This window comes from Streptococcus panodentis (assembly GCF_017884005.1).
GTDB lineage: Bacteria > Bacillota > Bacilli > Lactobacillales > Streptococcaceae > Streptococcus > Streptococcus panodentis.
Genome location: NZ_QFAY01000017.1, coordinates 1 through 24793, shown reverse-complemented (window position 1 = coordinate 24793; position 24793 = coordinate 1). Strand labels below are relative to the sequence as shown.

Genomic DNA, 24793 nt, shown 5'->3' with positions numbered 1-24793 from the left:
AATATGATTATAATAAAAAACATTCACTTTTTCAAGATAAATGTTTTCTTTTTTCTTATTTTTTATTTTCTTTGGCTGAAAATACCAAACACATGAATTGCAGAAGAGCAAAACCAGCTACAAAAGGCAGCCGCTCCTGCTGCAGAGCAGACCAGAGCTTTTGCAGAACCAGCTGGGGCTGAGCGAGCAAATCCCAAGTATTGAGCCGATCATAGCGGCCGATATAAATTGCCAGACCAGAGATGAAAGACAGGCCGGCCGTCAGCAGCAGCTCCAGATACCAGCTCAGCTGCCAGCGCCCCTTGACCAGAGTCCAGCTCTCCAGGCCGCAGAACACAGCAAAGAAAATGCTGAAAACAAAGGCAAAAAAGAGTAACAGAACGTTGGGCTGAGATAAAACATCTGCCGCCCAAGTCATATGGACCAAATCCGTTATCATATAGAAGGTGTTGGGGAAAAATCCCAGCCAGACGATGAGGAAAAGAGGATAGAGCCACCTCTGTTTTTTAAATAAAAGAGTCAAAACTGCCGAATCATAAGCAATTAGGGCCAGAGTCATATTCCAGATAAGATAGGTCGGACCGCCGTTTGAAGACTGGAAATAGATAAAAAATGAAATGAACAGAAAAAAAGCATGAATCAACAGCGGCTTGCGCATGGGAAAAACCTCCTTCATCTGACACAGCTCTTTGGCTGACTGAAGCTTCATTATAACATAAGTCGTGTTATTTAGGCCTATTTCTGTTATAATAGTCTGTATTATCACTTGGAAAGAGATGAACATGACTAAAAAAGTAATTGCCGTGGATTTGGACGGAACCTTGCTGGACTCTAACAGCCAGCTGTCAGATTTCACCAAAGAAACCATCAAAAGAATATCAGCCAAAGGCCATAAGGTTGTCATTACCACCGGCAGGCCCTACCGCATGGCTCTGAAGTTTTACAAGGAGCTGGAGCTCAATACCCCCATGATCAATTTCAATGGCGCTCTGACCCATCTGCCTGAAAAAAAATGGCCGCACGAACAGTCTCTGACTCTGGATAAATCTTTCCTTTTAGACATGGTAGAGCGCAAAGAAGAAATCGAGGCCGATTTTATCGCAGGCGAATACCGCAATAAATTCTATATCACCGACCCCAACGAAAAAATTGCCGACCCCAAACTCTTTGGCATTGAAAATTTCAAGCCGGAAAATCAGTTTCAGTCGCATCTGGTCACCGAAAATCCCAATGCTATCCTCCTGCAGACCCGGGCCAATGACAAATATGCCCTAGCCGAGGAAATGAATGCCTTTTACCAGCATGAGCTGTCAATCAATACCTGGGGCGGTCCGCTGAATATTCTGGAATGTGCCCCCAAAGGTGTCAATAAAGCCTTTGCTCTCCAGTATCTGCTCAACCTCCTTAATGTAGACCGCCAGCATCTGATTGCCTTTGGCGATGAGCATAATGATACTGAAATGCTGTCCTTTGCCGGCACCGGCTATGCTATGAAAAACGCCAGCACTGATCTGCTGCCCTATGCCGACAGACAGCTGGATTTTACCAACGACCAAGATGGTGTGGCCCATGAATTAAATAAATTATTTTTATAAATCAGACACTTTGGAGACTGGAACAAAAGCGTTCCAGTCTCGCTTTGTTCTGGTAAAAAACTCTTGACGCGGCAGCTGATTGCTCAAAAGCTCCAGTGGAGGTTTTGTGGTTATAGATAAAGCTTCTAAGAGGAACAAACAAAAGCACTGCTTTGAGGTTACGGATAGCTTTTAGACTCCAAAAAGCTCCTACATTGAGGAAAACTCTGTTTTCCTCACCTTATGCCTTTTTCATGAGTTGAAGCCTTTTTTATACAGTATCTTCCAAAAGATGCATCCCTCTGTGGGTGAGGACACAGCCATCATGGGAGTCTGTCCCTGCGTCCTATGGCTCCGGATAGAAAACCAGTTAAGCATCTTTTCAAAGAGTTTCTGTAAGCGTTTGCTCTTTGTTTGACTTTGTGATATAATTAACATAATCATATTTAGTACAACAGGAGGAAACTCATCATGAAAGCAGTTGTTGTAAATGCTCAAGGAAACGGAGTCGAAATTACTGAAAATAAGGAACTCCGGCCGCTCCAAACCGGCGAAGCGCTGGTTGAAATCGAATACTGCGGAGTCTGCCATACAGACCTGCATGTTGCTCACGGCGACTTCGGAAAGGTTCCGGGCCGTGTTCTGGGACACGAAGGCATCGGCATTGTCAAAGAAATCGCAGCAGGTGTCACCAACCTCAAGATTGGCGATCGCGTCAGTGTCGCTTGGTTCTTCGAAGGCTGCGGCTGCTGTGAATACTGCACCACTGGCCGTGAGACTCTCTGCCGCTCTGTTAAAAATGCCGGTTATTCCGTTGACGGCGGTATGGCGGAGCAGTGTATCGTAAGGGCGGACTATGCAGTCAAGGTACCGGATGGACTGGATCCAGCTCAGGCTTCCTCCATTACCTGCGCCGGTGTCACAACCTACAAAGCCATTAAAGAAGCACAGCTGCAGCCCGGTCAGTGGATTGTTATTTACGGAGCCGGCGGACTGGGCAATCTGGCTGTACAGTATGCCAAGAAAGTTTTCAATGCCCATGTTGTTGCGGTAGATATCAATCCTGACAAATTGGCTTTGGCCAAGGAAGTCGGTGCCGATATAATCATCAACGGCAAGGAAATTGCGGATGTGCCGGGACTGATTCAGGAAAAGACAGGCGGTGCGCATTCTGCCGTGGTCACCGCTGTCTCCAAGGTTGCCTTTAACCAGGCTGTAGACTCTGTCCGGGCTGGAGGCCGTGTGGTGGCAGTCGGTCTGCCGTCCGAAATGATGGACCTCAGCATCGTCAAAACCGTTCTGGACGGCATTCAGGTCATCGGCTCCCTTGTGGGTACTCGGAAAGACTTGGAAGAAGCCTTTCAGTTCGGCGCTGAAGGCCTGGTCGTTCCAGTGGTCCAAAAACGCCCTCTTGCAGATGCTGTTCAAGTCTTTGATGAAATGCAGGCCGGTACCATTCAGGGCCGGATGGTACTGGACTTCACGAACTAAGCAGACCGCATTCCCAAGCTGGACGAAAGCTTGGGAATTTTTTAAAATCTCTATTCATGAAAATCTGGGGGCCTGTTCCCGTCAATCCAGGAAAAATTTGCAGAAATACCGCTAATCTTTCAAAAAGCTTGAAGCAAGTGTGACGGGGAAAGAGAAATTTTCCGAACAGATCTGCCAGACTGCAAACGAACATTTTTTCAAACAAATGCCTCTATTTCATACCTCAGGCGTTTCTTTCAAATTGTTTCATTTTCTTTCATATGTTAATCATCTAAATTTCGTTTTTTGGGTGGCTGGGCCAAAGAATTCTGCAAACAGCTTTTTGGCAAACCATGATTTTTCAGTATCTTGCCTCAGCCAGCTCATTTTGAAAGAATTTGATAAAATCGCTTGCATTTTTCATGAAAACGTTTTATAATAAACTTGCCTTAAAGTTTTCTTAAAACTTGAGTCAAACATTTTATAAGGAGGAAAAACAATAATGAGTATCGGAATCATTATTGCTAGCCATGGTGAATTTGCCGCTGGTATTCATCAGTCAGGTTCCATGATTTTCGGCGAGCAGGAAAAAGTTCAAGTTGTGACTTTCATGCCCCATGAAGGACCGGATGATTTATATGCCAAATTCAATGACGCTGTGGCTTCGTTTGACGCGGACGATGAGGTATTGGTCTTGGCTGACCTTTGGAGCGGTTCTCCGTTTAATCAGGCCAGCCGTGTCATGGGAGAAAATCCTGACCGCAAGTTCGCCATTATCACTGGTTTGAATCTGCCCATGCTGATTCAGGCCTATACAGAAAGGATGATGGATGCGAATGCCGGCGTCGATGCTGTCGTTGCCAATATCATCAAAGAAGCCAAGGAAGGCGTCAAAGCTCTTCCGGAAGAGCTCAACCCTGCTGAAGAATCAGCTGCAAGTGCTCCTGCTCCAGAAGCCGCGCCTCAGGCTGCTATTCCAGAAGGAACGGTCATCGGTGACGGCAAACTTAAAATCAACTTGGCTCGCTTGGACACACGACTCCTGCACGGTCAGGTTGCTACCAACTGGACTCCTGCATCGAAAGCAGACCGTATCATCGTTGCATCAGATGATGTTGCAAAGGATGAATTGCGTAAAGAATTGATCAAACAAGCGGCACCTAACGGTGTCAAAGCCAACGTTGTCCCTATTCAAAAACTGATTGATGCTTCTAAGGACCCCCGCTTTGGCAATACGCATGCACTGATCTTGTTTGAAACCGTCCAAGACGCCCTTCGGGCTGTTGAAGGCGGTGTTGAGATCAAGGAGCTGAACGTCGGCTCCATGGCTCACTCAACTGGAAAAACAATGGTGAACAACGTATTATCAATGGATAAAGATGACGTTGCTGCCTTTGAAAAGCTGCGTGATCTGGGCGTTTCATTTGACGTCCGCAAGGTACCAAATGATTCTAAGAAAGATTTGTTCGAGCTGATTAAAAAAGCCGATGTGCAATAATCTGCTCCTTCTGCTTAGACTTTATGAAAGGATTTAGAATATGTCAATTATTTCTGCTATCTTGGTCGTAATTGTTGCCTTCCTTGCTGGTCTTGAAGGTATCCTCGACCAATTCCAATTCCACCAACCGCTCGTTGCTTGTACTCTGATCGGTGCAGCAACTGGTAATCTCACTGCAGGCGTTATGCTTGGTGGTTCCCTGCAAATGATTGCCCTCGCCTGGGCCAACATCGGTGCAGCCGTTGCTCCCGATGCTGCTCTCGCTTCTGTAGCCGCTGCCATCATTATGGTTAAGGGCGGAAACTTCTCTCAAGAAGGTATCGGTGTTGCGACTGCGACAGCTATTCCCCTTGCCGTTGCCGGCCTCTTCCTGACCATGCTGGTGCGTACTGCTTCTGTTGCGCTGGTTCACACTGCTGATAAGGCCGCCGAACACGGCAACATTGCAGGTGTGGAGCGCGCTCACTATTTTGCCCTCCTTCTCCAAGGACTGCGTATCGCGGTTCCTGCTGCTCTCCTGCTGGCTATCCCTGCCAAATCAGTCCAAGGCGCTCTTAGCATGATGCCAGACTGGCTCAACCACGGTATGGTTGTCGGCGGCGGTATGGTCGTAGCCGTTGGTTATGCTATGGTTATCAATATGATGGCAACCCGTGAAGTTTGGCCATTCTTCGCCATCGGTTTTGCTCTGGCAGCTGTCAGCGAACTGACCCTGATCGCCCTTGGTGCGATTGGTGTTGCTCTTGCCTTCATCTACCTCAACCTCTCTAAACAAGGCGGCGGTAATGGCGGCGGAACCTCTTCAGGTTCAGGCGACCCAATTGGCGATATCTTAGAAGATTACTAGGAAAGGAGCTAGACTATCATGACAGAATTGAATACTGTAAAACCTGAAGAATCAGGAAAAGTAGCTCTTACCAAGTCTGACCGTCAAAAGGTTTGGTGGCGCTCGCAATTCCTGCAAGGTTCATGGAACTATGAACGGATGCAAAACCTGGGCTGGGCTTACTCCCTGATTCCAGCTATCAAAAAACTCTACACTAAAAAAGAAGATCAAGCTGCCGCTCTTCAACGCCACTTGGAATTCTTCAATACCCACCCATACGTTGCAGCTCCTATCATGGGGGTAACCTTGGCCCTGGAAGAAGAAAAAGCCAATGGTACAGAGATTGAAGACGCTGCTATCCAAGGGGTGAAAATCGGGATGATGGGACCTCTGGCCGGTATCGGTGACCCTGTCTTCTGGTTCACTGTACGTCCTATCCTCGGAGCTCTCGGTGCATCCTTGGCTGCATCTGGTAACATCGCAGGTCCGCTCATCTTCTTCATTGGCTGGAACCTGATCCGGATGGCCTTCCTCTGGTATACTCAAGAGCTTGGTTATCGTGCTGGTTCAGAAATCACCAAGGACATGTCCGGCGGTATCCTGAAAGACATCACCAAAGGCGCTTCTATCCTCGGTATGTTTATCTTGGCCGTATTGGTCGAACGCTGGGTATCCATCGTCTTCACTGTCAATCTTCCTGGTAAGATTTTGTCTGAAGGTGCTTATATCAAATGGCCTAAAGGCGCTGTCAATGGAGAACAATTAAAAACCATCCTCGGTCAGGTTCAGGAAGGGCTGAGCTTTGATAAGATTCAAGTTGACACCCTCCAAGGCCAGCTGAATTCCCTTATCCCTGGTCTTATGGGACTGCTTTTGACCTTCTTCTGTATGTGGCTGCTAAAGAAGAAAGTATCACCAATCACCATCATTATCGGACTCTTTATAGTCGGTATCATTGCAAGCTACTTCAGTATTATGTAAGCAAAAAGAAGGTTTCGGCCTTCTTTTTATCGTCAGTTAGTTTATCTTTTATTCCGTCCTTAACTCGCCTTGCCGTACCCCAGTGCGGCCTGCGGCTCGTTGCCTAGTACTAAAAGCAAACTAAAAGACTATATTGTGGTATAATAGAGACAGTTTTTATGATAAAGGAGCAGCTATGGCACAGTCTTTAAATAAATCAGTTGAATTTCAAACTACAGGCGTTTCCTACATGGCCATTGGCGGAAAAGTGGGGAAATTTTTAATCGGAGATGAAGCAATTGAATTTTATCCCGATGTCAATGTAGAACAATTCATTCAAATTCCATGGACAGCCATCAAGCAGATTGGGGCCAATGTCTCCGGCCGGCGGGTCAGCCGCCACTTTGAAATCTTTACCGACCAAGGCAAGTTTCTCTTTGCCTCCAAGGACTCAGGGAAAATCCTCAAAATTGCCCGGGAGCATCTCGGCAATGACAAGGTGATCAAGCTGCCGACTCTAGTCCAGACTATCGGGAAAAAGTTTAAAAATTTGTTTGCAAAAAAGTCATAATTTTTGTATAATCGTATCAACGGATAAGTACTATTGGACGCTTTTCAGAAAGTCTGCGGCGGCTGTGAGCAGATAGGGGGAAAATAGGAAATTCTACCGTTAGCATAAAAATGAATAATCAATCAAGCGCACACCTGTGAAGTTGGATGGAACCGCGGCCCTGCCGCTCCAACACTTTTCATGGGCGTGCTTTTCTTTTGGAGGTACTATGTTAGATTTAAAACGCATTCGGACAGACTTTGATGCTGTCGCTGAAAAATTAGCCAGCCGCGGGGTGGATGCAGCCACGCTTGGTCAAATGAAGGCACTCGATGAAGAACGCCGTGAGCTGCTGGTCAAGGTTGAGTCGCTCAAGGCTGAGCGCAATACCGTTTCCGCCGAAATTGCACAAGCTAAACGCAACAAAGAAAATGCAGATGATAAGATTGCAGCCATGCAGAAGCTGTCTGCCGAGGTCAAGGCTCTGGATGCTGAGCTGGCGGCCATCGATGACAAGCTGATCGACTACACCACCACCCTGCCCAACATTCCCCATGACAGCGTGCCAATCGGAGCGGATGAAGATGACAATGTTGAAGTTCGTCGCTGGGGTACACCGCGCCAATTTGACTTTGAAGCTAAAGCTCACTGGGATTTAGGTGAGGATTTGAACATCTTAGACTGGGAACGCGGGGCAAAAGTCACCGGGGCCCGTTTCCTCTTTTATAAGGGCTTGGGCGCACGACTGGAACGCGCCATCTACAACTTCATGCTGGACGAGCATGGCAAAGAAGGCTATACAGAAGTCATCACGCCCTACATGGTCAACCATGACTCTATGTTTGGGACTGGTCAATATCCTAAGTTCAAGGAAGACACCTTTGAGCTGACTGATACCAACTTTGTGCTCATCCCGACAGCTGAGGTTCCCCTGACCAACTACTACCGCGATGAGATTTTGGACGGTAAGGACCTGCCTATCTATTTCACTGCCATGAGCCCTTCTTTCCGCTCTGAGGCTGGCTCTGCCGGCCGTGACACCCGCGGGCTGATTCGCCTGCACCAATTCCATAAGGTGGAGATGGTCAAGTTTGCCAAGCCGGAAGAATCCTATGAAGAGCTGGAAAAGATGACAGCCAATGCGGAAAATATCCTGCAAAAGCTGAATCTGCCTTACCGCGTGGTTGCTCTCTCCACAGGAGACATGGGCTTCTCTGCTGCCAAGACCTACGACTTGGAAGTCTGGATCCCCGCTCAGAATACCTATCGTGAAATTTCCAGCTGCTCTAATACAGAAGATTTCCAAGCCCGCCGGGCGCAAATCCGCTACCGCGATGAAGCAGACGGCAAGGTCAAACTTCTCCATACCCTCAACGGTTCTGGACTGGCTGTCGGACGCACAGTAGCTGCTATCTTGGAAAATTACCAAAATGAAGACGGCTCCGTGACCGTTCCTGAGGTCCTCCGTCCTTACATGGGCGGACTGGAAATCATTCAGCCTCTATAAGATAAAAAATCCGAGTCCGCTCGGATTTTTGTCTATATTTAGAACGATGTCCCGTCTTTTTCTAGGAATAAAAGGCCAATGTACCCCCAGCAAACAAAAACTAGCACAGCGCATGCCAAGGCGGCTTCCAGATGACTGAGCCAAACCAGGCTTTTCCATTGCAGAAAGTCAATCCCCAGTTTCAGGGAAAAGGCTGTATTAACCAAAGGGAAGGTTAGAGCTGAACAGGAAGGCTGAAAGCCCAAACGAAAGATTTTAGGCAGGAGAAAAAGGACCAGCAGGTAAAAAGCCTGCGAGAGAAAAAGCAGCAAGACGACAAACCAGCCCTTCGCGTCAGCACCCGCTAAGCGGATGCAGCTTCCCAAGAGAAGCGAGAAAGGTGCACAGTAGATGGCCCACTGCGGCTTGAGAGCGTCCGGCAGACCGGTCTTTCTCAAAGTGCAAAAGATCAAGGGATACAGCAAGAGGCTCGTTAGCAGGCCAAAAACAATCGACAGGCAGCCTAGCATCGGCTGCTGGACAACTCCATTGGTCAGACCGACCATAGCAAGCCCTACATAGAGAACCGTCCAGCTGGGCGTAACTGACCACTGTTTAGCCCTGACCAGATACCGCCAAGTGAAAAAAACAATCAGCCACAGGTGCAGCAGCAAGGCCGCATACCACAGCAGCTGACTTATCCGCACCCAGCCCAGCTTGCTCAGATAGGAAGCCAGCAGCATACTGGCCATAGGATAGGTGGCAAAACTGGAACAGAGCGGCGGCTTTTGCAGGTCCAGCCAATATGATTGCCTAAAGAGCAAAAAAGCAGCTGTCAGATAAAGCCAGAGCAAGAGAGCCAAACCGTTAAAAAAATGAAAAAAGAAAGAATGATAGGCTGATAAAAGATTGGCCAAGCCAAAAAGCCCCAAAATCAGACCAGATAAGAGCAGAGGCGGACGACTTAGCTTCACAGATACACTCCTTATAGTCTTTTGGCAATGATACTCAAAGAAAACCGAAGATGACAAGGCAAACCCGATGCAGATAGGCGGTGGGACAGACTCCCATGATGGCTGCGCCCTCACCCACAGAGGGATGTACCTTTGGGAAGATACCGTATAAGACTCCGGCGGATGGGTCTTCCGTAAAGAAGTGTCATCTTCGATTTTCAAAGAGTACGAAATGAGCTGGAAGAGCAAAAATGAACGAGCTGACAGCTACAATCAGTCTCGCTCATTTTCTAGCAGCATGTTCCTTCCTTTAAGAAACTTCTAAAATATGCCGCAGCTGCACCGCACTGGGCGAGACAATCGGCAGAAAGGCTCCTTCATTCCACCGACGGATAAAGCCGGATGTGGAATTGCTGAAATAACCGCGGCCGCCGCCAGCCTGTAATTCTAAAAGCAGACTTTGGGCCACTACATCCACAATATCAATCCGTAGTTGAAAGAGTTCCCGGGGATGCTGGACAAAATAGCCCTCCTTCAACAATCCGCTATAAAGGGCTTCCTGAATAGCAGTCAGGGCATCCAGCTGCTCCTCCCACTCTTCTCTTAAAACAGAGCGGACGGAGAGATTGGCTTCTACCTCAGCCAGCGAACGCTCCGCCAAACCAAGGGCCAAGCCAAACTGATAGCCCAGAAAGGCCGGCCGATTTTGGGCCAGAAAGGCCTGAGCATCCTGAGCCAGAACCCATTCCTCTTTCAGAGGGACGCGGTTAAACGTCAGAGAAGCCGTATTGCCGCCCTGCAGGGAAACAAATTCCAAATCTGCTGAGCGAGAGAAGTTTTCTGCATCAGAAGGCACAGCAATGACCAACGGCTTGCGGCCGCCCTTCTCGAAATCAGCAGCAAAAACACTGATAAAACGGTCAGAGCGAGCATTGGTTACCCAAGGCAAACGCCCTTGCAGATAGAGCTGCCCCTCTTCTTCCACAATACTGACATTCAGCTCCTCCAGGTCAGACAGGAATTTGACTGCATTGGAAAGACCAGTAGCGCCGGCATATTCACCGGACAGGAGCCCTTCCAGATAATGCTCTCTAAAATAAGGATTGTCACTTTTGATAATATTGTCAATAAAGGTTCTCTGCCCCCAAGAAATGAAAGAAGCAGTCAGAGAATGCCGGGCCAGTTCCTTGAGGACTTCGATGACGTCGGCATCATTGCCGCCGCTGCCTCCCAGTTCCTCAGGAACACCGACGCGATAAGCTCCTTCGGCAGCAATCCGTTCGACCAGCTGGTCAGCTGCCTGACAGGATTCCTTATCAATTTGGTCTGCATGCTCATCCAACCAAGTGATAAATTCTTCTGAAAAAAATGTCATTGGGACCTCCTTGACTTAAGCATACGGCTGCAGCTCTGGATTAATCGGTGTATTGGCCAGATTATTGGCATAATTGCAGAGGGTTGCCAGACTGACACCCAAAACGACATCCAAAGCATTTTCGTGAGTATAGCCTGCTTCCAAAAAGTCCGCAAAGGCTTCCTCACCGACCCGCCCCTTGGTATTCATAACTGCAATGGTAAATTTTGCAAGAGTATCCAGTTTTGGCTCAGAATCAATAGGTGTCCGGTTGCGGAGGGCTTCCAGAAGATCATCATTCATCTGAATCTGCTTAATCGAGAAAGCAGTATGACCAGCCACACAGAAAGCACAGCCGTTGGTTACAGCAGCCGTAATCTGCACCACTTCCCGCTCAGTCGGTGTCAGGCTGTTGCGGCGGTTGATGGCTCCCACTGTGCGGTAGGTTTCCAAAGCCGTCGGCGCATTGGCCAAGAGACCGATTAAGTTTGGAATAAAGCCGCCGTTGTCTTTTTGGACTGTTTCCAAAACTTCCTTAACCTCGGCTGGTGCGGACTCAATCGTGTGGATTGTAAATTCTGGCATAAAATTTCCTCATTTCTTTTGTTTAAGTTTTATCTTAACATAGGAGCAGAAACTTGTATAATATATATTTTATATCAGCTTGATAAATAGAATTTAACCCTTATTATCAAACTAAAATATTATAAGCCTTCTGTTTCATCCCTATGACCTTCCCTCGCTTTCCTGCTTTTAGGCTGAGGCTGAGACAAAAGTTCTTCAGTCTCGCTTTGTTTTGGTAAAAAACTCTTGACGCGGTAGCTGATTGGACTTTTTGTTCGTCTTTTAGACTCCAAAAAGCTCCTAATCATCCTCGCGGGGCTGGGACAACGAACTAAATTTTTAAAAATTTAGTTCTTATACGGTATCTTCCAAAAGATCCATCCCTCTGTGAGTGAAGGCGCAGCCATCATGGGCGTCTGTCCCACCGCCACTACTAAAAGCAAAGGAAAAGACTATCAGAGGAAAATGGAGTGCAACAAAAAAAGAAGCCTCCCGGCTCCCTCTTAGTATTTTCTAAATCGCTGGTAGCGATTTTCCAGCAGTTCTTCCAGCGGCAGCTGTGAAAGGCTGTCCAGTTCAGCTGCAATTTCTTCCTTGACAGCTGCCAGCAATTCATGATTATTAAAGCCTCTTTCAGGAATGACCTTATCCACCACTTTCATCTGCAGCAGCTCATGAGACGTGATTTTCATCAGCTCTGCAGCCTCCATGGCCCGGCTGCCGTCCTTCCAAAGAATAGAAGCAAAGCCTTCCGGACTGAGCACAGCATACATGGAATTTTCCAGCATCCAGACCTTGTCAGCAACCGCCAAAGCCAAAGCTCCGCCAGAGCCGCCCTCACCGATGATAATGGCAATAATTGGTACCTTGAGATTGCTCATTTCCATGAGGTTGCGGGCAATGGCTTCTCCCTGACCGCGCTCCTCTGCACCGACACCGGGGTAAGCTCCCGCAGTGTTGATAAAGGTCACAACCGGACGGCCGAATTTCTCAGCCTGCTTCATGAGCCGGAGAGCCTTGCGATAGCCTTCCGGATGCGGCTGACCGAAATTGCGGCGGAGATTGTCCTGCAGATTGCGGCCTTTCTGAATACCGACTACCGTCACCGGACGGCCCTTTAAGCTTCCAATACCGCCAATCACTGCACCGTCATCCCGAAAAGAGCGATCCCCATGCAGCTCGATGAAGCCATCCAAGATTCCCTGCGCATAGTCCAGTGCAGTCATCCGCCCCTGATCACGTGCCTCTTTGATAATCCGAGTAATTCTTGTCATACTTCTCCTCCATGAAATGCCAAGAGACTGCCAATCGTCGCCCGCAAATCACCGCGTTTGACAATCGCATCAACAAAGCCGTGTTCCAGCAGAAATTCTGCCTTTTGAAAATCATCCGGCAGTTTCTCCCGCACAGTAGACTCAATCACCCGACGGCCTGCAAAACCAACCAAGGCCTGTGTTTCCGCCAGAATAATATCGCCTTCCATGGCAAAAGAAGCCGTCACGCCGCCAGTCGTCGGATCCGTCAAAACCGTCAGATAGAAAAGACCGGCCTGAGAGTGCTTCTGCACTGCAGCCGAAATCTTGGCCATCTGCATCAGGCTCATAATCCCTTCCTGCATGCGGGCACCGCCGGAAGCCGTGAACAGCGTCACTGGCAGCTCCTCTTCCAGCGCATACTCAAAAAGGCGGGTGATCTTTTCTCCGACAACTGTCCCCATGGACGCCATGATAAAGTTTGAATCCATGATTCCCAGAGCAGTTTTTTGCCCCTTAATCACCGCTGTTCCAGTCAGAACAGCCTCATCCAAGCCGGTCTTTTGGCGGGTCGCAGCCAATTTATCACGATAATTAGGAAAATTTAAGGGATCCTTGGTTTCAATCCCTGTAAACAATTCCTCAAAACTGCCCTCATCCACTGTTAGATGCAGCCGCTCAAAGGCAGAGATACGGAAAGTATAACCGCAGTTAGGGCAGACATGATCGTCCCCCAAGTCCTTTTGATAAATGGTGTGCTTACAGCCGGGACATTTTGAAAAGAGTTCATCAGGAACCTCAGGCTTCGCTTGAGGTTTCTCGCGACTCGCCCGGTTGGGATTGATTCGGATATATTTATCCTTTTTTGAAAACAAAGCCATCGTTTACCTTTTCTCCTTTTCAAGTTTGGAGGCTCAGACGACTCCCATCGTTTGAGCCTGGCCTTTTCATTTCACGCCAGCGTCTTGTCTTTGATTGGTAAAAGCCGGCAGCCTATACTCAATGAAAATCATCAGCACACTCGGCAGGAGCTGACATGGTTGGAAGAGTATGAAACCGACAAATCAGCGAACAGGCAGAAATCAGAAAAGACCCTGTCACTTGAAGTTCTTTATTGTTTTTCCTGATAAGCCGGCAGGAATTTTTCCATCAAAAAGGCGGTATCATAGTCGCCGGCAATAACATTGGAATCGGAAATCAGATCCAGCTGAAAACCGCTGTTGGTCACGACACCGTCAATTTCCAGTTCGTAGAGGGCCCGCTGCATCTTCATCAGGGCATCAAAGCGATTTTCCCCGTGGACAATAATCTTAGCAATCATACTGTCATAGTATGGGGGAATAGTATAGCCGGGATAGACCGCTGAGTCTACACGCAGGCCCACTCCTCCGCTCGGCAGGTAAAGATTGGAAATCTTACCCGGGCTGGGCGCAAAGTTAAAGGCAGGATTTTCAGCGTTGATTCGGCATTCAATAGCATGGCCCTTGATTTCAATGTCGTCCTGACAAAAGGACAGCTCCTGACCATCTGCGATTCGGATCTGCTCCTTGACAATATCCACACCAGTGACAAATTCTGTCACCGGATGTTCCACCTGAACGCGGGTGTTCATTTCCATAAAGTAAAATTCACCCTTGTCCTCGTCCAGCAGAAACTCAATCGTGCCGGCGTTTTCATAGCCGACTGATTGAGCCGCCCGAACGGCAGCCGCCCCGATTTGCTGGCGGAGAGTCTTGCCGATAGCCACAGACGGTGCTTCTTCCAAGACTTTCTGGTTGTTGCGCTGCAGCGAACAGTCACGCTCCCCCAGATGCACGACATGACCCTGCTGATCGGCCAAAATCTGCACCTCAATGTGCCGAGCTGGATAGATGACCCGCTCCATATACATGGCACCATTGCCAAAGGCCGCTTTGGCTTCACTGGAAGCAGACTCAAAAGCCGCTGTCAAATCCTCAGCCTTTTCGACCTTGCGAATCCCCTTGCCGCCCCCGCCGGCAGAAGCCTTGAGCATGACAGGATAGCCAATCTTTTCAGCTACTTGCAGGGCTTCTTCAGAAGTATGAACTTCTCCGTCAGAGCCTGGGATAACCGGAACCTTGGCCTCAATCATCTGCGTCCGGGCATTGATTTTATCCCCCATTAGGTCCATAACAGCACCAGACGGTCCGATAAACTTAATGCCGACTTCCTCGCACATGGTCGCAAACTTGGAGTTTTCACTCAAAAAGCCAAAGCCAGGGTGAATGGCTTCTGCACCTGTTAAAACAGCTGCTGACAGAACTGCATTCATATTGAGATAAGAATCAGTGGACTTGGCTGGTCCGATACAGACCGCTTCATCAGCCAAGAAAGTATGGAGAGCCTCCTTATCAGCCGTTGAATAAACGGCTACTGTATCAATTCCCAGCTCGCGGGCTGCACGGATAATTCTGACCGCAATTTCCCCACGGTTGGCAATTAAAATTTTACGAAACATGGTGAAATCTCCTCTTCTCTACTGGCCGATTGCAAAAGTCAGGGTGCCGCTGGCTGCTAATTTGCCATCCACCTCTGCTTTAGCTTCCACCACTGCGATAGTGCCGCGGCGCTTGACAAACTTAGCCGTCATGATGAGCTGATCGCCGGGAACGACCTGCTTCTTGAACTTAACCTTGTCCATACCGGCATAGAAAACCAGCTTGCCCTTATTTTCTTCCTTCGACAGCTCCAGCACACCGGCTGTCTGAGCCAAGGCCTCCATAATCAGCACACCCGGCATGACCGGATACTGAGGGAAATGCCCATTAAAGAAAGGCTCATTGACCGTGACGTTTTTCAGAGCTACAATCTCATCTTCACTGACTTCCAAAACCCGGTCAACCAAGAGCATGGGATAGCGATGCGGAAGTGCTTCTTTTATTGCATTGATATCAATCATTTGATACGTACCAGCCCTTTCCCAAATTCAACCATTTCTTCATTTTGGACCAAAATTTCTGTGACGAGGCCGTCTTTCGGTGCCGGTACCTCATTCATCACTTTCATGGCTTCAATAATCATCAGGGTCTGGCCTTTCTTGACCTGATCCCCGACAGCTACAAACGGCGGCTTGTCTGGGCCGGCTGCCAAGTAAGCAACCCCAACCAGAGGGCTTTCAACGACCTCACCTTCGGCTGCTGCAGCTGGGCTGTCTGCCGAAGCGGCTTCCTCTGCCGGAAGCGGCCCAGCAATTTCTGCGGAAGCTGCTGGGACAGCAGGAGCTGCCGGAGCCTGAATCGGTGCGGCTTGCGGCACTGCGCTGACAGCAGAAGCAGCGGCCTGTCCTTCGTTCTTACTGAAAGTCAGCTCATCGCTCTGATTCTTATAAGAAAATTCACGCAGACTTGATTGGTCAAACTGCGCCATCAAATCTTTAATTTCATTGATATTCATAGACTATTAAGCCTCCCAGCGTTTAAAGGCGAGTACGGCATTATGGCCGCCGAAGCCGAAAGTATTGGAAACAGCGTATGGAATTTCCTGCTCTTTTCCTTGGCCATAGATGACATTGGCTTCAATATAGTCCGGCAGTTCTTTGGTTCCGGCTGTTTTGGGCACAAAACTGTGGCGCATGGCCTCAATTGTTGCAATAGCCTCTACAGCACCGGCTGCACCAAGCAAGTGGCCTGTAAAGGACTTTGTGGAGGAGACCGCCACATCTTTGCCCAAAACGGAAACAATGGCGCCGCTCTCTCCTTTTTCATTTGCCGGTGTTGAGGTACCATGGGCATTGACATAGGCCACTTCCTTAGGCTCAATCTCTGCCTCTTCAATGGCTTGTTTAATCGCTTTGATTGCTCCCAAGCCTTCTGGATGCGGAGAGGTCATATGGTAGGCATCGCAAGTATGGCCGTAGCCTACTACCTCAGCCAGAATGGCTGCGCCGCGTTTTTCAGCATGCTCCAGACTTTCCAGCACCAAAATACCAGCTCCTTCTCCCATGACAAAGCCATTGCGGTCCTTGTCAAAAGGAATAGAAGCGCGCTCTGGGTCTTCTGTCGTAGACAGGGCCGTCAGAGCTTGGAAGCCAGCGATTGCAAACGGTGTGATAGAAGCTTCTGAACCGCCTACCAGCATGACATCCTGATAGCCAAACTTGATGGAGCGGAAAGCTTCACCGATTGCATCGTTAGCAGAAGCACAGGCTGTATTGACCGATTTGCAGATACCATTTGCACCGAAGCGCATCGCTACATTGCCGGCTCCCATATTTGGCAGAGCTTTGGGCAGCGTCAGAGGTTTGATGCGCTTAGGTCCCTTTTCGTGCAGGCGCACTACCTGATCTTCAATTTCCTTGATTCCCCCGATACCGGAAGCAACAATCACACCAAAGCGGTCCTTGTCCAGCGCTTCAACATCTAAGTGAGCGTTATTGACTGCTTCCTGAGCAGCGTAGAGCGCATAAAGCGTGTAGTTATCATAGCGGTTGGTATCTTTTTTGACAAAATACTTATCAAAAGGAAAATCCTGAATTTCTGCGGCATTGTGAACATCAAATGCACTGTGATCAAACTTGCTAATGGGACGGATGCCGATATTTCCTTCTTTCAAGTTATTCCAAAAATCTTCTGGAGTATTTCCGATAGGCGAGGTTAAACCGTACCCTGTTACAACAACTCGATTTAATTTCATTTTGAGCTCCTTTATTTAGATGATTGAATATCTTCAGTCTGTTTTCTCTTTAACCTTACTGCATGGTAAATCCGCCGTCAATGGTGATAACCTGACCCGTCAGATATTCCTGACTGGCTAGGAAAATAGCAACATCAGCTACTTCTTCCGGACTCCCAAAGCGCTTCATAGGAATTTGCGCCAGCGATGCCTCCTTAATCTTTTCAGGCAGGACATCTGTCATATCTGATTCTATAAAGCCGGGGGCAATGCAGTTAACGCGGATATTGCGAGCAGCGACTTCGCGGGCAACTGATTTGGAAAAACCAATCAGTCCCGCTTTAGAAGCCGAGTAGTTGGCCTGACCGATATTGCCGGTCAGACCGACGACACTAGATAGGTTAATGATAGCACCCTGACGGGCTTTTGTCATCGGTTTCAAGACGGATTGTGTCATATTGAATGTTCCTGTCAGATTGACCTTGAGCACCTGCTCAAAATCTTCTTCGGTCATTTTCAGCATCAGCTTGTCCCGCGTAATACCGGCGTTATTGACCAGAACATCTACAGAACCCAAAGCTGCAATGGCTTCTTCTGTCATCCGTTTTGCGTCCTCAGACTGGGAAACATCTCCGCTGATTGCCACAACCTTGCCGGGATAGCCGGCAAATTCAGCTAGCACCTGATCGGAAATCTCTCTTAGTCCATTCAAAACGATGTTGGCGCCGACACTGGCAAATTTATGAGCAACTGCCAGACCGATTCCGCGGGCGGAGCCAGTAATAAACACATTCTTATTTTGTAGTTCCATGATGATCCTCATTATTTTTCTAGAAGTGCTAAGAAACTTTCAACATCTTCAACTTGGCAGACAGAGGCCGTTTTATCAATTTTCTTGACAAAACCTGACAGGACCTTGCCCGGACCGATTTCGATAAAATCCGTCACACCCGCTGCCTGCATCCTTGCAATGCTGTCATAAAAGCGTACCGGCTCCATGACCTGCCGGGTCAAGAGTTCCTTGATTCTATCCTTTTCCATGATGTCTGCTTCTGTATTGCCGACTAAGGGCAGCGCAAAATCAGAAAATTCAACGGCTTCCAAGGCCTGAGCCAGTCTGTCACTGGCAGGCTTGAGAAGAGCTGTATGGAAAGGGCCTGATACATTGAGCGGGATTAGGCGCTTGACGCCGGCAGCTTTCAAAAGCTCCACAGCCTGATCTACCGCTGCAATATCCCCGCCGATGACAATCTGACTGGGGGTATTGTAGTTAGCCGGAGAAACCACCCCCAAGGAGCTGGCTTCCTGACAGGCCGCTTCGATCTGAGCCGGGTCAGCATTGAGAACTGCCACCATCTTACCAGAACCAGCCGGAGCTGCCTCTTCCATGAAGGCGCCGCGTTTGGCAATCAGAGCGACCGCTGTTTTAAAATCCAGCGCTCCCGCTGCCACCAAGGCAGAGTACTCTCCCAGCGAGAGACCGGCCACCATATCAGGGTGGAGGCCGTTTTCAGCCAAGAGCCGATAGATTGCCACCGAAGTTGTCAGAATAGCCGGCTGGGTATAACGGGTTTGGTTGAGTTTTTCTTCATCCTCATCAATCAAAGCCCGGACATCATACCCCAGCACCTGACTGGCTTCATCAAAGGTGGAGCGGACTGCTTCATACTGCTCGCAGAGGTCGTGCCCCATCCCTAAGTACTGTGCTCCCTGACCGGCAAATAGGAAAGCTGTTTTAGTCATTTCTGCTTACTCCTGCCCAACGTTTTGCTTCCTGCTGAATTTTCTCAGCTGCACCATAGTAAATATCCTTCAGAATTTCTTCGACTGTTTCTTCCTTGCTGACCAGACCGGCGATTTGTCCCGACATGACCGATCCGTTTTCCACATCTCCGCGGACAACCGCATTGGCCAGAGCACCGGCACCCAGATTATCAAAGACAGTCAAGTCTGGATTTTCCTGCTTGAAGGCTTCTTTTTCCGCCTTTTCAAAATCACGGGTCAGTTTGTTTCTAAGAGCCCGGACTGCATGGCCGAAATGCTGGGCAGAGATGGTGGTATCAATATCACGGGCCTTGAGAATCATGTCCTTATAATTTTGGTGGGCGTTGGATTCCTTGGCAACGACAAAGCGAGTCCCTACCTGCACAGCTTCTGCACCCAGCATGAAGCCAGCTGCTGCACCGCAGCCGTCAGCGATACCGCCGGCCGCAATGACCGGGATAGAGACAGCCTCGACAACCTGACGGACCAGAGACATCGTGGTCAGCTTCCCGATATGGCCGCCGGCTTCCATTCCCTCAGCAATAACCGCATCCGCACCAATCTTTTCCATCCGCTTGGCCAGAGCCACACTTGGCACAACCGGAATCACCGTGATGCCGGCTTCATGGAAACGGGTCATATACTTGCTTGGATTGCCGGCCCCAGTGGTCACGACCTTAACACCTTCTTCAATGACCAAATCCACAATGTCTTCCACAAAGGGAGACAGGAGCATGATGTTGACACCGAAAGGACGGTCAGTCAGGGATTTGATTTTATCAATATTGGCCTTGACCACATCCTTAGGAGCGTTGCCGCCGCCGATAATTCCCAGACCGCCGGCCTTAGAGACAGCACCGGCCAAGTCACCGTCAGCGACCCAGGCCATCCCGCCTTGAAAAATAGGATAATGAATATTCAATAGTTCTGTAATACGTGTTTGCATAATACCTTCCTTTTACCATTGCTTAAGTAATAGCTTGATTCCAAACTACTACATGCTAGATGTATTTTCTTTACTTTGACAGTCAAACTATTACCTAAACAAGAGAGAATATCTCTCGATACTCTCAGTGCCTTGTTTATTTAGTTTTTTCTTCTACGTAAGCAACCAAGTCACCAACTGTGTTCAAACCTTCTTCAGTTTCGATTTGGATGTCAAACGCATCTTCGATTTCTGAAATCACTTGGAACAAATCCAGTGAATCTGCTTCAAGATCATCGAAAGTAGACTCAAGTGTCACTTCTGATGGTTCTTTACCGAGTTCTTCAACGATAATTTCTTGTACTTTTTCAAATACTGCCATGGATAGACTCCTTTAAAAATAAAATATTTTTTATCATTGTGTTTCCACATGATTAACTAAATTGTAACAATAAGCGTGCCCCATGTCAAACCTCCGCCAAAACCTGACAGTAAAATTGTCTGGCTGCCGTCCAGTTTGAGCAGACCCTGATCTGCACACTCAGATAATAAAATGGGGATACTGGCCGCACTGGTATTGCCATACTCCATCATATTGGCCGGAAATTTCTCCCTTGCCACCCCAAGCTTCTTGGCCATCTTATCCAAGATACGGATATTGGCCTGATGCAGCAGCAAAAAATCAATCTCTTCTGCTGTGACTGGGCTGTCCTCAATCGTCTGCTTGATAGACTGGGCAACATCACGGATAGCAAAATCGAAAATAGCCCGGCCGTCCATAGTCAAGTAGATCTGATTCTCCTCCTTATCAGAGAAAGGAGAAGCTAAACCAACTGTCCCGCAGGTCAGACTGTCGCCTCTGGAACCGTCTGTAAACTGACTTTCTGCCAGAAAATGCTGCTCTGAAGCACGTTCCAGCAGCACACCGCCCGCGCCGTCTCCAAAGAGAACAGCCGTTGAACGGTCTGACCAATCCACTGTCTTGGAGAGAGTTTCACTGCCGATAATCAATCCTTTCTGATAGCGGCCGGAAGCAATAAACTTCTCGCCGGCTGCCAGAGCAAAGACAAAGCCGCTGCAGGCTGCGGTCAGATCGAAAGCAAAGGCCTTAGCTGCACCAATCTTGGCCTGCACCCTTGCAGCCGTTGAAGGCATGAGAGAGTCCGGCGTGATCGTTGCAACGATAATAAAGTCCAGCTCCCGGGCAGAGATGCCGGCTTTACTCAGCAGCTGCTCGGCGACTTTGGCTGCCAGGTCACTGGTTGATTCATTTACCGAGACATGGCGCTTTTTAATTCCTGTCCGGCTTGAAATCCACTCATCGCTGGTATCCATCACTTTGGCCAAATCGTCATTGGTGATGACCTGACTGGGAGCATAATGAGCCACTTGGCTAATTTTAGCATAGTTCATTATTTCAAATCCTCTAGGAAACTATATAAATTTTGCAGGCCCTTTTGCATCACCTGTCTCTCCTCAGAGCTCATCCCGTCAATCACCTGCATCACCATGCGATTGTGGAAGCGCTTATGAAGACGATACAAAAGCCGCCCATTCTTTGTCAAACTCAGATGCACTACACGGCGGTCAACCTCTGAACGGCGACGTTCAATATAGCCCTTGCGCTCCAGATTGTTCAAGCTGGTCGTGACAGTCCCCAGAGTCACCATCAGTTCCCTTGAAATATCACTGGGAGTTGCATTGGGGGTTGAGCCGATCACATCAATGGTATGCATTTCTTTGATAGAAACATCATTGAAACGGCTGCTTCGGAGGCTCGATTCTTCAATAACCAAGACGTTATTAAAAATCGAAGTTAAATAATCGTTTACTAATTGGAAATCCAAACTCTACACCTCCTTGAAAAATACTTTGACAATCAAATTTTATCAGATAGGACAGCATTTTGCAAGTCTTTTTGAAAAATATTTTGATTTTCAAATAATTTTCTATTGCTTTTGCACAAATATTAAAAGAACACGTCATTGAACACTATTTACCAGTAAAATTGGGCCGGCGCTTTTCAGAATAAGCCCGAACACCCTCCTTAAAATCTTCTGTGAATGCCAGAGATTTCTGCAGTTCCAGCTCCAGCTCGGCATATTCCTGCCAGCCGCTGAAAAGGCTCTTCCAGACCATTTGCTTCATAGCACTGTAAGAATTGGCCGAACCGCGCTTCAGCTTCTTGAGGAGCTGCTCTGTCGTTTTGGTCAGCTTTTCAGCTTCGCAGACCTTGTAGAGCAAGCCGTAATCAAGCGCCTTCTCAGCTGTCAGAGCCTCACCTGTCATGACCAGATGGGTCGCCCGGGTCACACCGATAGCACGGGTCAGCAGATAGAGCCCCCCCGCATCAGGAGCCAGACCGACACCGACAAAGGCCTGAATAAAGCGGGATTTCTCCGTAGCAATACAGAAATCAGCAGCCACAACCATATTGGCCGCCGCTCCGGCGACTGGACCATCCACACTCATAATCACTGGTTTCAGCAGGCGTTTCATCGCAAATGAAATATCATTAACCAGCTCAGCTATTTTTACCAGTGATTGGACATCATCCTCACCGACTGCCCGCTGCATCTCTGCTAAGTCACCGCCGACAGAGAAAACCTTACCATTGGCATTGATGACTAAAAATTTTACCGACTCGTCCTTATCCGCCAGCTCTATCGCTTCCAGTATTTCCTCGCACATGGGGATATTAAAACCATTGGAAACTTCCGGACGATTGAAAGTAATCGTTGCTACCTCGTCAGTCACATTGTAGAGAATACCCTTAAAAGCCATTCGAACTCCATTCCCGGCCGAACCACAGCAGCCGTTTTTGTTTTATGATTAAATAATTTGATAATCAAATTATAACTCGTAACTTATTGTATCATAAAATTGAAGACAAAGAAAATAAAAATCATAAAAAATGAAATTATATTCGGATTTTGCTTAAAAAATCTCTGAAATCGTTCAAAAAAATGAAGTAGAATCCCGTTTGAAAAATTTTCAGAATTTTGTTATAATTTTCTAAATAAGAATGAGGAGCCACTATGAAAGTCGTAAAATTCGGCGGAAGTTCGCTTGCTTCTGCAACCCAGTTACAAAAAGTCCTAAATATCGTCAAGTCGGATAAAGAACGCCGCTTTGTCGTTGTCTCTGCTCCAGGAAAGCGGGATGGCAGCGATATGAAAGTGACCGATGCCCTGATACGGTATTACCGCGATTATCTGGCCGGAAACGATCTGGCTCCGCATCAGCAGTGGATCATCCAGCGCTATTCAGATATCGTCACAGAGCTGGGACTCAAAGCCTCCGTTCTTGAGAGAATTTCAAAAAACATCCTCTCGCTGGCAAGCCTCCCTATTGATGACAATGAATTTCTCTATGACAGCTTTCTAGCTGCCGGTGAAGACAATAACGCCCGACTGATTGCAGCCTTTTTCAGCCAAAACGGCCTTCCTGCCCGCTATATCCATCCAAAGGAAGCTGGTCTTCTCGTTTCCAGCGAACCCGGCAATGCGCGCATCCTGCCATCCAGTTATGATAAAATCGAAGAATTAAACAATTCTGAGGAAGTTCTAGTTATCCCAGGCTTCTTTGGCGTTACCCGAGATGGGCAAATCTGCACCTTTTCACGCGGCGGATCCGACATCACCGGTTCCATTATTGCAGCAGGTGTCAAAGCAGATATATACGAAAACTTCACTGATGTTGACGGCATCTTTGCTGCCCACCCGGGAATTGTCCATAAACCCCACTCTATTTCCGAGCTGACCTATCGGGAGATGCGGGAATTGGCCTATGCCGGCTTTACCGTTTTGCACGATGAAGCCTTGCTTCCAGCCTATCGCGGCAAAATCCCTCTGGTTATCAAAAACACCAACAATCCCGACCATCCAGGAACAAGAATCGTCCATCAGCACAGCAGTGAACATCTCCCTGTTGTTGGAATTGCCGGAGATGCCGGCTTTGTCAGCATCAATATGTCCAAATATCTGATGAACCGGGAAATCGGCTTTGGTAGAAAAGTTCTGCAAATTCTTGAGGAACTCAATATCGGCTGGGAGCATATGCCGACAGGAATTGACGACCTTTCCATTATCCTGCGCGAACGGGAACTGACACCAATCAAAGAAGAAGAGATCCTTCGCCAGCTGCTCCAGAAAGCTGAGGTTGACCACGCCGAAATCGAGCATGACCTTTCTATTATCATGATTGTCGGCGAAAAAATGAAAAGCCGTATCGGGGTTACAGCAACTGCAACCAAGGCCCTGTCAGAAAACAAAATTAACATTCAGATGATGTCACAAGGTTCAAGCGAAGTCTCTATTATGTTCGTTGTCAATAAAGAACAGGAAAAAGCAGCTATCCGAGCCCTTTACCGTGCCTTTTTTGAACCAAAAACAGAAAAATAACGGACGAAGCTGGTTCAAAAATTCTGTTTTGAGTCAAGATTGCCTTAGCTAGCTAATGAGGCTGTAAACAACCGACTTTGTCGCTTCATTCGGATTGTTAGAAGCTGGACTAAGAAGACAAGGTTTTCTTCTTAGTCTAGCCCGGGCCATTGAGAGTGAAACAGACTCCCATGATGACTACACCCTTACCTACAGAGAGATGTCTCTTTTGGAAAAACTGAATAAACGGGTTTCCGTATCGCCTTGCTCTGGATCTGATAAAAAACATTTATAGTCATTTAGTCTGAAAACAGTATGTTAAGGCATCAGTAACAGAGCTCATTCCCCGAAGGAATTCCGTGACTGCTTTTTGATTTTTGATGAGTATCAAATGCCAAAAACTTTAGAACAAGAAAAAAGAGGTAACTATAACCTCTTTTTCAATACTCCGCCAGTAGGACTCGAACCTACGACATCATGATTAACAGTCATGCGCTACTACCAACTGAGCTATGGCGGAAAAAAGCTAAGCGACTTCCATATCTCACAGGGGGCAGCCCCCAACTACTTCCGGCGTTCTAGGGCTTAACTGCTGTGTTCGG

General features: G+C 48.0%; 25 protein-coding genes and 1 tRNA gene. 8 read left to right on the top strand and 18 right to left on the bottom strand.

Features of this window, described 5'->3' with window-relative positions:
* Nucleotides 1–55 precede the first annotated feature (55 nt).
* Entirely contained in the window at nt 56–658 is a 603-nt protein-coding gene (locus DHL47_RS08435; protein WP_209551555.1) for a DUF1361 domain-containing protein, read from the bottom strand.
* 124 nt (nt 659–782) lie between these two features.
* Between DHL47_RS08435 and DHL47_RS08430 the strand changes: the two genes are divergently transcribed.
* The 7 genes from DHL47_RS08430 (at nt 783) to serS (ending at nt 8385) form a co-directional block, all read left to right on the top strand.
* On the top strand, nt 783–1595 hold the full coding sequence (locus tag DHL47_RS08430; protein WP_209551554.1) for a Cof-type HAD-IIB family hydrolase: 813 nt from the start codon (nt 783–785) through the stop codon (nt 1593–1595).
* Between the two features lie 450 nt (nt 1596–2045).
* Complete coding sequence (gene adhP, locus DHL47_RS08425; protein ID WP_209551553.1) at nt 2046–3065, top strand: alcohol dehydrogenase AdhP; 1020 nt, start codon at nt 2046–2048, stop codon at nt 3063–3065.
* A gap of 481 nt (nt 3066–3546) precedes the next feature.
* Complete coding sequence (locus DHL47_RS08420) at nt 3547–4542, top strand: PTS sugar transporter subunit IIB (RefSeq protein WP_128835428.1); 996 nt, start codon at nt 3547–3549, stop codon at nt 4540–4542.
* Nucleotides 4543–4582: 40 nt separating this feature from the next.
* Complete coding sequence (locus tag DHL47_RS08415; RefSeq protein WP_128835426.1) at nt 4583–5389, top strand: PTS mannose/fructose/sorbose transporter subunit IIC; 807 nt, start codon at nt 4583–4585, stop codon at nt 5387–5389.
* Nucleotides 5390–5407: 18 nt separating this feature from the next.
* Nucleotides 5408–6349, top strand: a complete 942-nt coding sequence (locus tag DHL47_RS08410; RefSeq protein WP_128835424.1) for a PTS system mannose/fructose/sorbose family transporter subunit IID — start codon at nt 5408–5410, stop codon at nt 6347–6349.
* Between the two features lie 175 nt (nt 6350–6524).
* On the top strand, nt 6525–6899 hold the full coding sequence (locus tag DHL47_RS08405; protein WP_209551552.1) for a DUF956 family protein: 375 nt from the start codon (nt 6525–6527) through the stop codon (nt 6897–6899).
* 208 nt (nt 6900–7107) lie between these two features.
* The gene (serS, locus tag DHL47_RS08400) at nt 7108–8385 is read left to right on the top strand and encodes a serine--tRNA ligase (RefSeq protein WP_209551551.1); all 1278 of its coding nucleotides are present in this window, start codon (nt 7108–7110) and stop codon (nt 8383–8385) included.
* Between the two features lie 38 nt (nt 8386–8423).
* Here the strand turns inward: serS and DHL47_RS08395 are convergent, their stop codons facing one another.
* The 16 genes from DHL47_RS08395 to DHL47_RS08320 all read right to left on the bottom strand — a co-directional run bounded on the left by DHL47_RS08395 (nt 8424) and on the right by DHL47_RS08320 (nt 22593).
* Nucleotides 8424–9338: a TDT family transporter gene (locus DHL47_RS08395; protein WP_209551550.1), complete on the bottom strand. Its 915-nt coding sequence runs from the start codon at nt 9336–9338 to the stop codon at nt 8424–8426.
* A gap of 289 nt (nt 9339–9627) precedes the next feature.
* On the bottom strand, nt 9628–10692 hold the full coding sequence (locus tag DHL47_RS08390) for an acyl-CoA dehydrogenase family protein (protein WP_128835416.1): 1065 nt from the start codon (nt 10690–10692) through the stop codon (nt 9628–9630).
* Between the two features lie 15 nt (nt 10693–10707).
* On the bottom strand, nt 10708–11256 hold the full coding sequence (locus DHL47_RS08385) for a carboxymuconolactone decarboxylase family protein (RefSeq protein WP_209551549.1): 549 nt from the start codon (nt 11254–11256) through the stop codon (nt 10708–10710).
* Nucleotides 11257–11738: 482 nt separating this feature from the next.
* Complete coding sequence (locus DHL47_RS08380; RefSeq protein WP_128835411.1) at nt 11739–12509, bottom strand: acetyl-CoA carboxylase carboxyl transferase subunit alpha; 771 nt, start codon at nt 12507–12509, stop codon at nt 11739–11741.
* Nucleotides 12506–13369 carry an acetyl-CoA carboxylase, carboxyltransferase subunit beta gene (gene accD / locus DHL47_RS08375; protein WP_128835409.1) on the bottom strand — a complete coding sequence of 288 codons (864 nt, stop codon included), beginning with the start codon at nt 13367–13369 and terminating at the stop codon, nt 12506–12508. Before accD ends, DHL47_RS08380 begins: the two co-directional genes overlap by 4 nt.
* 230 nt (nt 13370–13599) lie before the next feature.
* A complete protein-coding gene (locus tag DHL47_RS08370) occupies nt 13600–14967 on the bottom strand; it encodes an acetyl-CoA carboxylase biotin carboxylase subunit (RefSeq protein ID WP_209551548.1) in 1368 nt (455 codons plus the stop codon).
* An 18-nt stretch (nt 14968–14985) separates the two neighbouring features.
* Nucleotides 14986–15408: a 3-hydroxyacyl-ACP dehydratase FabZ gene (gene fabZ / locus DHL47_RS08365; RefSeq protein WP_002896886.1), complete on the bottom strand. Its 423-nt coding sequence runs from the start codon at nt 15406–15408 to the stop codon at nt 14986–14988.
* Nucleotides 15405–15902 (bottom strand): acetyl-CoA carboxylase biotin carboxyl carrier protein, encoded by a 498-nt coding sequence (gene accB / locus DHL47_RS08360; RefSeq protein WP_209551547.1) that lies wholly within the window; start codon nt 15900–15902, stop codon nt 15405–15407. The genes fabZ and accB overlap by 4 nt, the downstream gene beginning before the upstream one ends.
* A gap of 6 nt (nt 15903–15908) precedes the next feature.
* On the bottom strand, nt 15909–17141 hold the full coding sequence (gene fabF / locus DHL47_RS08355; RefSeq protein ID WP_128835402.1) for a beta-ketoacyl-ACP synthase II: 1233 nt from the start codon (nt 17139–17141) through the stop codon (nt 15909–15911).
* A gap of 55 nt (nt 17142–17196) precedes the next feature.
* Nucleotides 17197–17931 carry a 3-oxoacyl-[acyl-carrier-protein] reductase gene (fabG, locus tag DHL47_RS08350; RefSeq protein WP_128835399.1) on the bottom strand — a complete coding sequence of 245 codons (735 nt, stop codon included), beginning with the start codon at nt 17929–17931 and terminating at the stop codon, nt 17197–17199.
* 11 nt (nt 17932–17942) lie between these two features.
* On the bottom strand, nt 17943–18863 hold the full coding sequence (gene fabD / locus DHL47_RS08345) for an ACP S-malonyltransferase (RefSeq protein ID WP_128835397.1): 921 nt from the start codon (nt 18861–18863) through the stop codon (nt 17943–17945).
* Complete coding sequence (fabK, locus tag DHL47_RS08340; RefSeq protein WP_128835395.1) at nt 18856–19830, bottom strand: enoyl-[acyl-carrier-protein] reductase FabK; 975 nt, start codon at nt 19828–19830, stop codon at nt 18856–18858. Before fabK ends, fabD begins: the two co-directional genes overlap by 8 nt.
* Nucleotides 19831–19966: 136 nt before the next feature.
* A complete protein-coding gene (locus DHL47_RS08335) occupies nt 19967–20191 on the bottom strand; it encodes an acyl carrier protein (RefSeq protein ID WP_002893611.1) in 225 nt (74 codons plus the stop codon).
* Between the two features lie 56 nt (nt 20192–20247).
* A complete protein-coding gene (locus DHL47_RS08330) occupies nt 20248–21222 on the bottom strand; it encodes a beta-ketoacyl-ACP synthase III (protein ID WP_209551546.1) in 975 nt (324 codons plus the stop codon).
* Nucleotides 21222–21656 (bottom strand): fatty acid biosynthesis transcriptional regulator FabT, encoded by a 435-nt coding sequence (gene fabT / locus DHL47_RS08325; protein ID WP_128835393.1) that lies wholly within the window; start codon nt 21654–21656, stop codon nt 21222–21224. Before fabT ends, DHL47_RS08330 begins: the two co-directional genes overlap by 1 nt.
* Nucleotides 21657–21801: 145 nt before the next feature.
* Nucleotides 21802–22593, bottom strand: a complete 792-nt coding sequence (locus DHL47_RS08320) for an enoyl-CoA hydratase (protein WP_209551545.1) — start codon at nt 22591–22593, stop codon at nt 21802–21804.
* 254 nt (nt 22594–22847) lie between these two features.
* Here DHL47_RS08320 and DHL47_RS08315 point away from each other — a divergent pair, with 254 nt between their 5' ends.
* Nucleotides 22848–24212, top strand: a complete 1365-nt coding sequence (locus DHL47_RS08315) for an aspartate kinase (RefSeq protein WP_209551544.1) — start codon at nt 22848–22850, stop codon at nt 24210–24212.
* 425 nt (nt 24213–24637) lie between these two features.
* Here the strand turns inward: DHL47_RS08315 and DHL47_RS08310 are convergent.
* A tRNA-Asn gene (locus DHL47_RS08310) sits at nt 24638–24711 on the bottom strand.
* Between the last annotated feature and the right edge of the window lie 82 nt (nt 24712–24793).

Coding starts and splice junctions, on each gene's coding strand:
- DHL47_RS08435 (WP_209551555.1), bottom strand. CDS start 658: ATGCGCAAGCCGCTGTTGATTCATGCTTTTTTTCTGTTCATTTCATTT.
- DHL47_RS08430 (WP_209551554.1), top strand. CDS start 783: ATGACTAAAAAAGTAATTGCCGTGGATTTGGACGGAACCTTGCTGGAC.
- adhP (WP_209551553.1), top strand. CDS start 2,046: ATGAAAGCAGTTGTTGTAAATGCTCAAGGAAACGGAGTCGAAATTACT.
- DHL47_RS08420 (WP_128835428.1), top strand. CDS start 3,547: ATGAGTATCGGAATCATTATTGCTAGCCATGGTGAATTTGCCGCTGGT.
- DHL47_RS08415 (WP_128835426.1), top strand. CDS start 4,583: ATGTCAATTATTTCTGCTATCTTGGTCGTAATTGTTGCCTTCCTTGCT.
- DHL47_RS08410 (WP_128835424.1), top strand. CDS start 5,408: ATGACAGAATTGAATACTGTAAAACCTGAAGAATCAGGAAAAGTAGCT.
- DHL47_RS08405 (WP_209551552.1), top strand. CDS start 6,525: ATGGCACAGTCTTTAAATAAATCAGTTGAATTTCAAACTACAGGCGTT.
- serS (WP_209551551.1), top strand. CDS start 7,108: ATGTTAGATTTAAAACGCATTCGGACAGACTTTGATGCTGTCGCTGAA.
- DHL47_RS08390 (WP_128835416.1), bottom strand. CDS start 10,692: ATGACATTTTTTTCAGAAGAATTTATCACTTGGTTGGATGAGCATGCA.
- DHL47_RS08385 (WP_209551549.1), bottom strand. CDS start 11,256: ATGCCAGAATTTACAATCCACACGATTGAGTCCGCACCAGCCGAGGTT.
- DHL47_RS08380 (WP_128835411.1), bottom strand. CDS start 12,509: ATGACAAGAATTACTCGGATTATCAAAGAGGCACGTGATCAGGGGCGG.
- accD (WP_128835409.1), bottom strand. CDS start 13,369: ATGGCTTTGTTTTCAAAAAAGGATAAATATATCCGAATCAATCCCAAC.
- DHL47_RS08370 (WP_209551548.1), bottom strand. CDS start 14,967: ATGTTTCGTAAAATTTTAATTGCCAACCGTGGGGAAATTGCGGTCAGA.
- fabZ (WP_002896886.1), bottom strand. CDS start 15,408: ATGATTGATATCAATGCAATAAAAGAAGCACTTCCGCATCGCTATCCC.
- accB (WP_209551547.1), bottom strand. CDS start 15,902: ATGAATATCAATGAAATTAAAGATTTGATGGCGCAGTTTGACCAATCA.
- fabF (WP_128835402.1), bottom strand. CDS start 17,141: ATGAAATTAAATCGAGTTGTTGTAACAGGGTACGGTTTAACCTCGCCT.
- fabG (WP_128835399.1), bottom strand. CDS start 17,931: ATGGAACTACAAAATAAGAATGTGTTTATTACTGGCTCCGCCCGCGGA.
- fabD (WP_128835397.1), bottom strand. CDS start 18,863: ATGACTAAAACAGCTTTCCTATTTGCCGGTCAGGGAGCACAGTACTTA.
- fabK (WP_128835395.1), bottom strand. CDS start 19,830: ATGCAAACACGTATTACAGAACTATTGAATATTCATTATCCTATTTTT.
- DHL47_RS08335 (WP_002893611.1), bottom strand. CDS start 20,191: ATGGCAGTATTTGAAAAAGTACAAGAAATTATCGTTGAAGAACTCGGT.
- DHL47_RS08330 (WP_209551546.1), bottom strand. CDS start 21,222: ATGAACTATGCTAAAATTAGCCAAGTGGCTCATTATGCTCCCAGTCAG.
- DHL47_RS08320 (WP_209551545.1), bottom strand. CDS start 22,593: ATGGCTTTTAAGGGTATTCTCTACAATGTGACTGACGAGGTAGCAACG.
- DHL47_RS08315 (WP_209551544.1), top strand. CDS start 22,848: ATGAAAGTCGTAAAATTCGGCGGAAGTTCGCTTGCTTCTGCAACCCAG.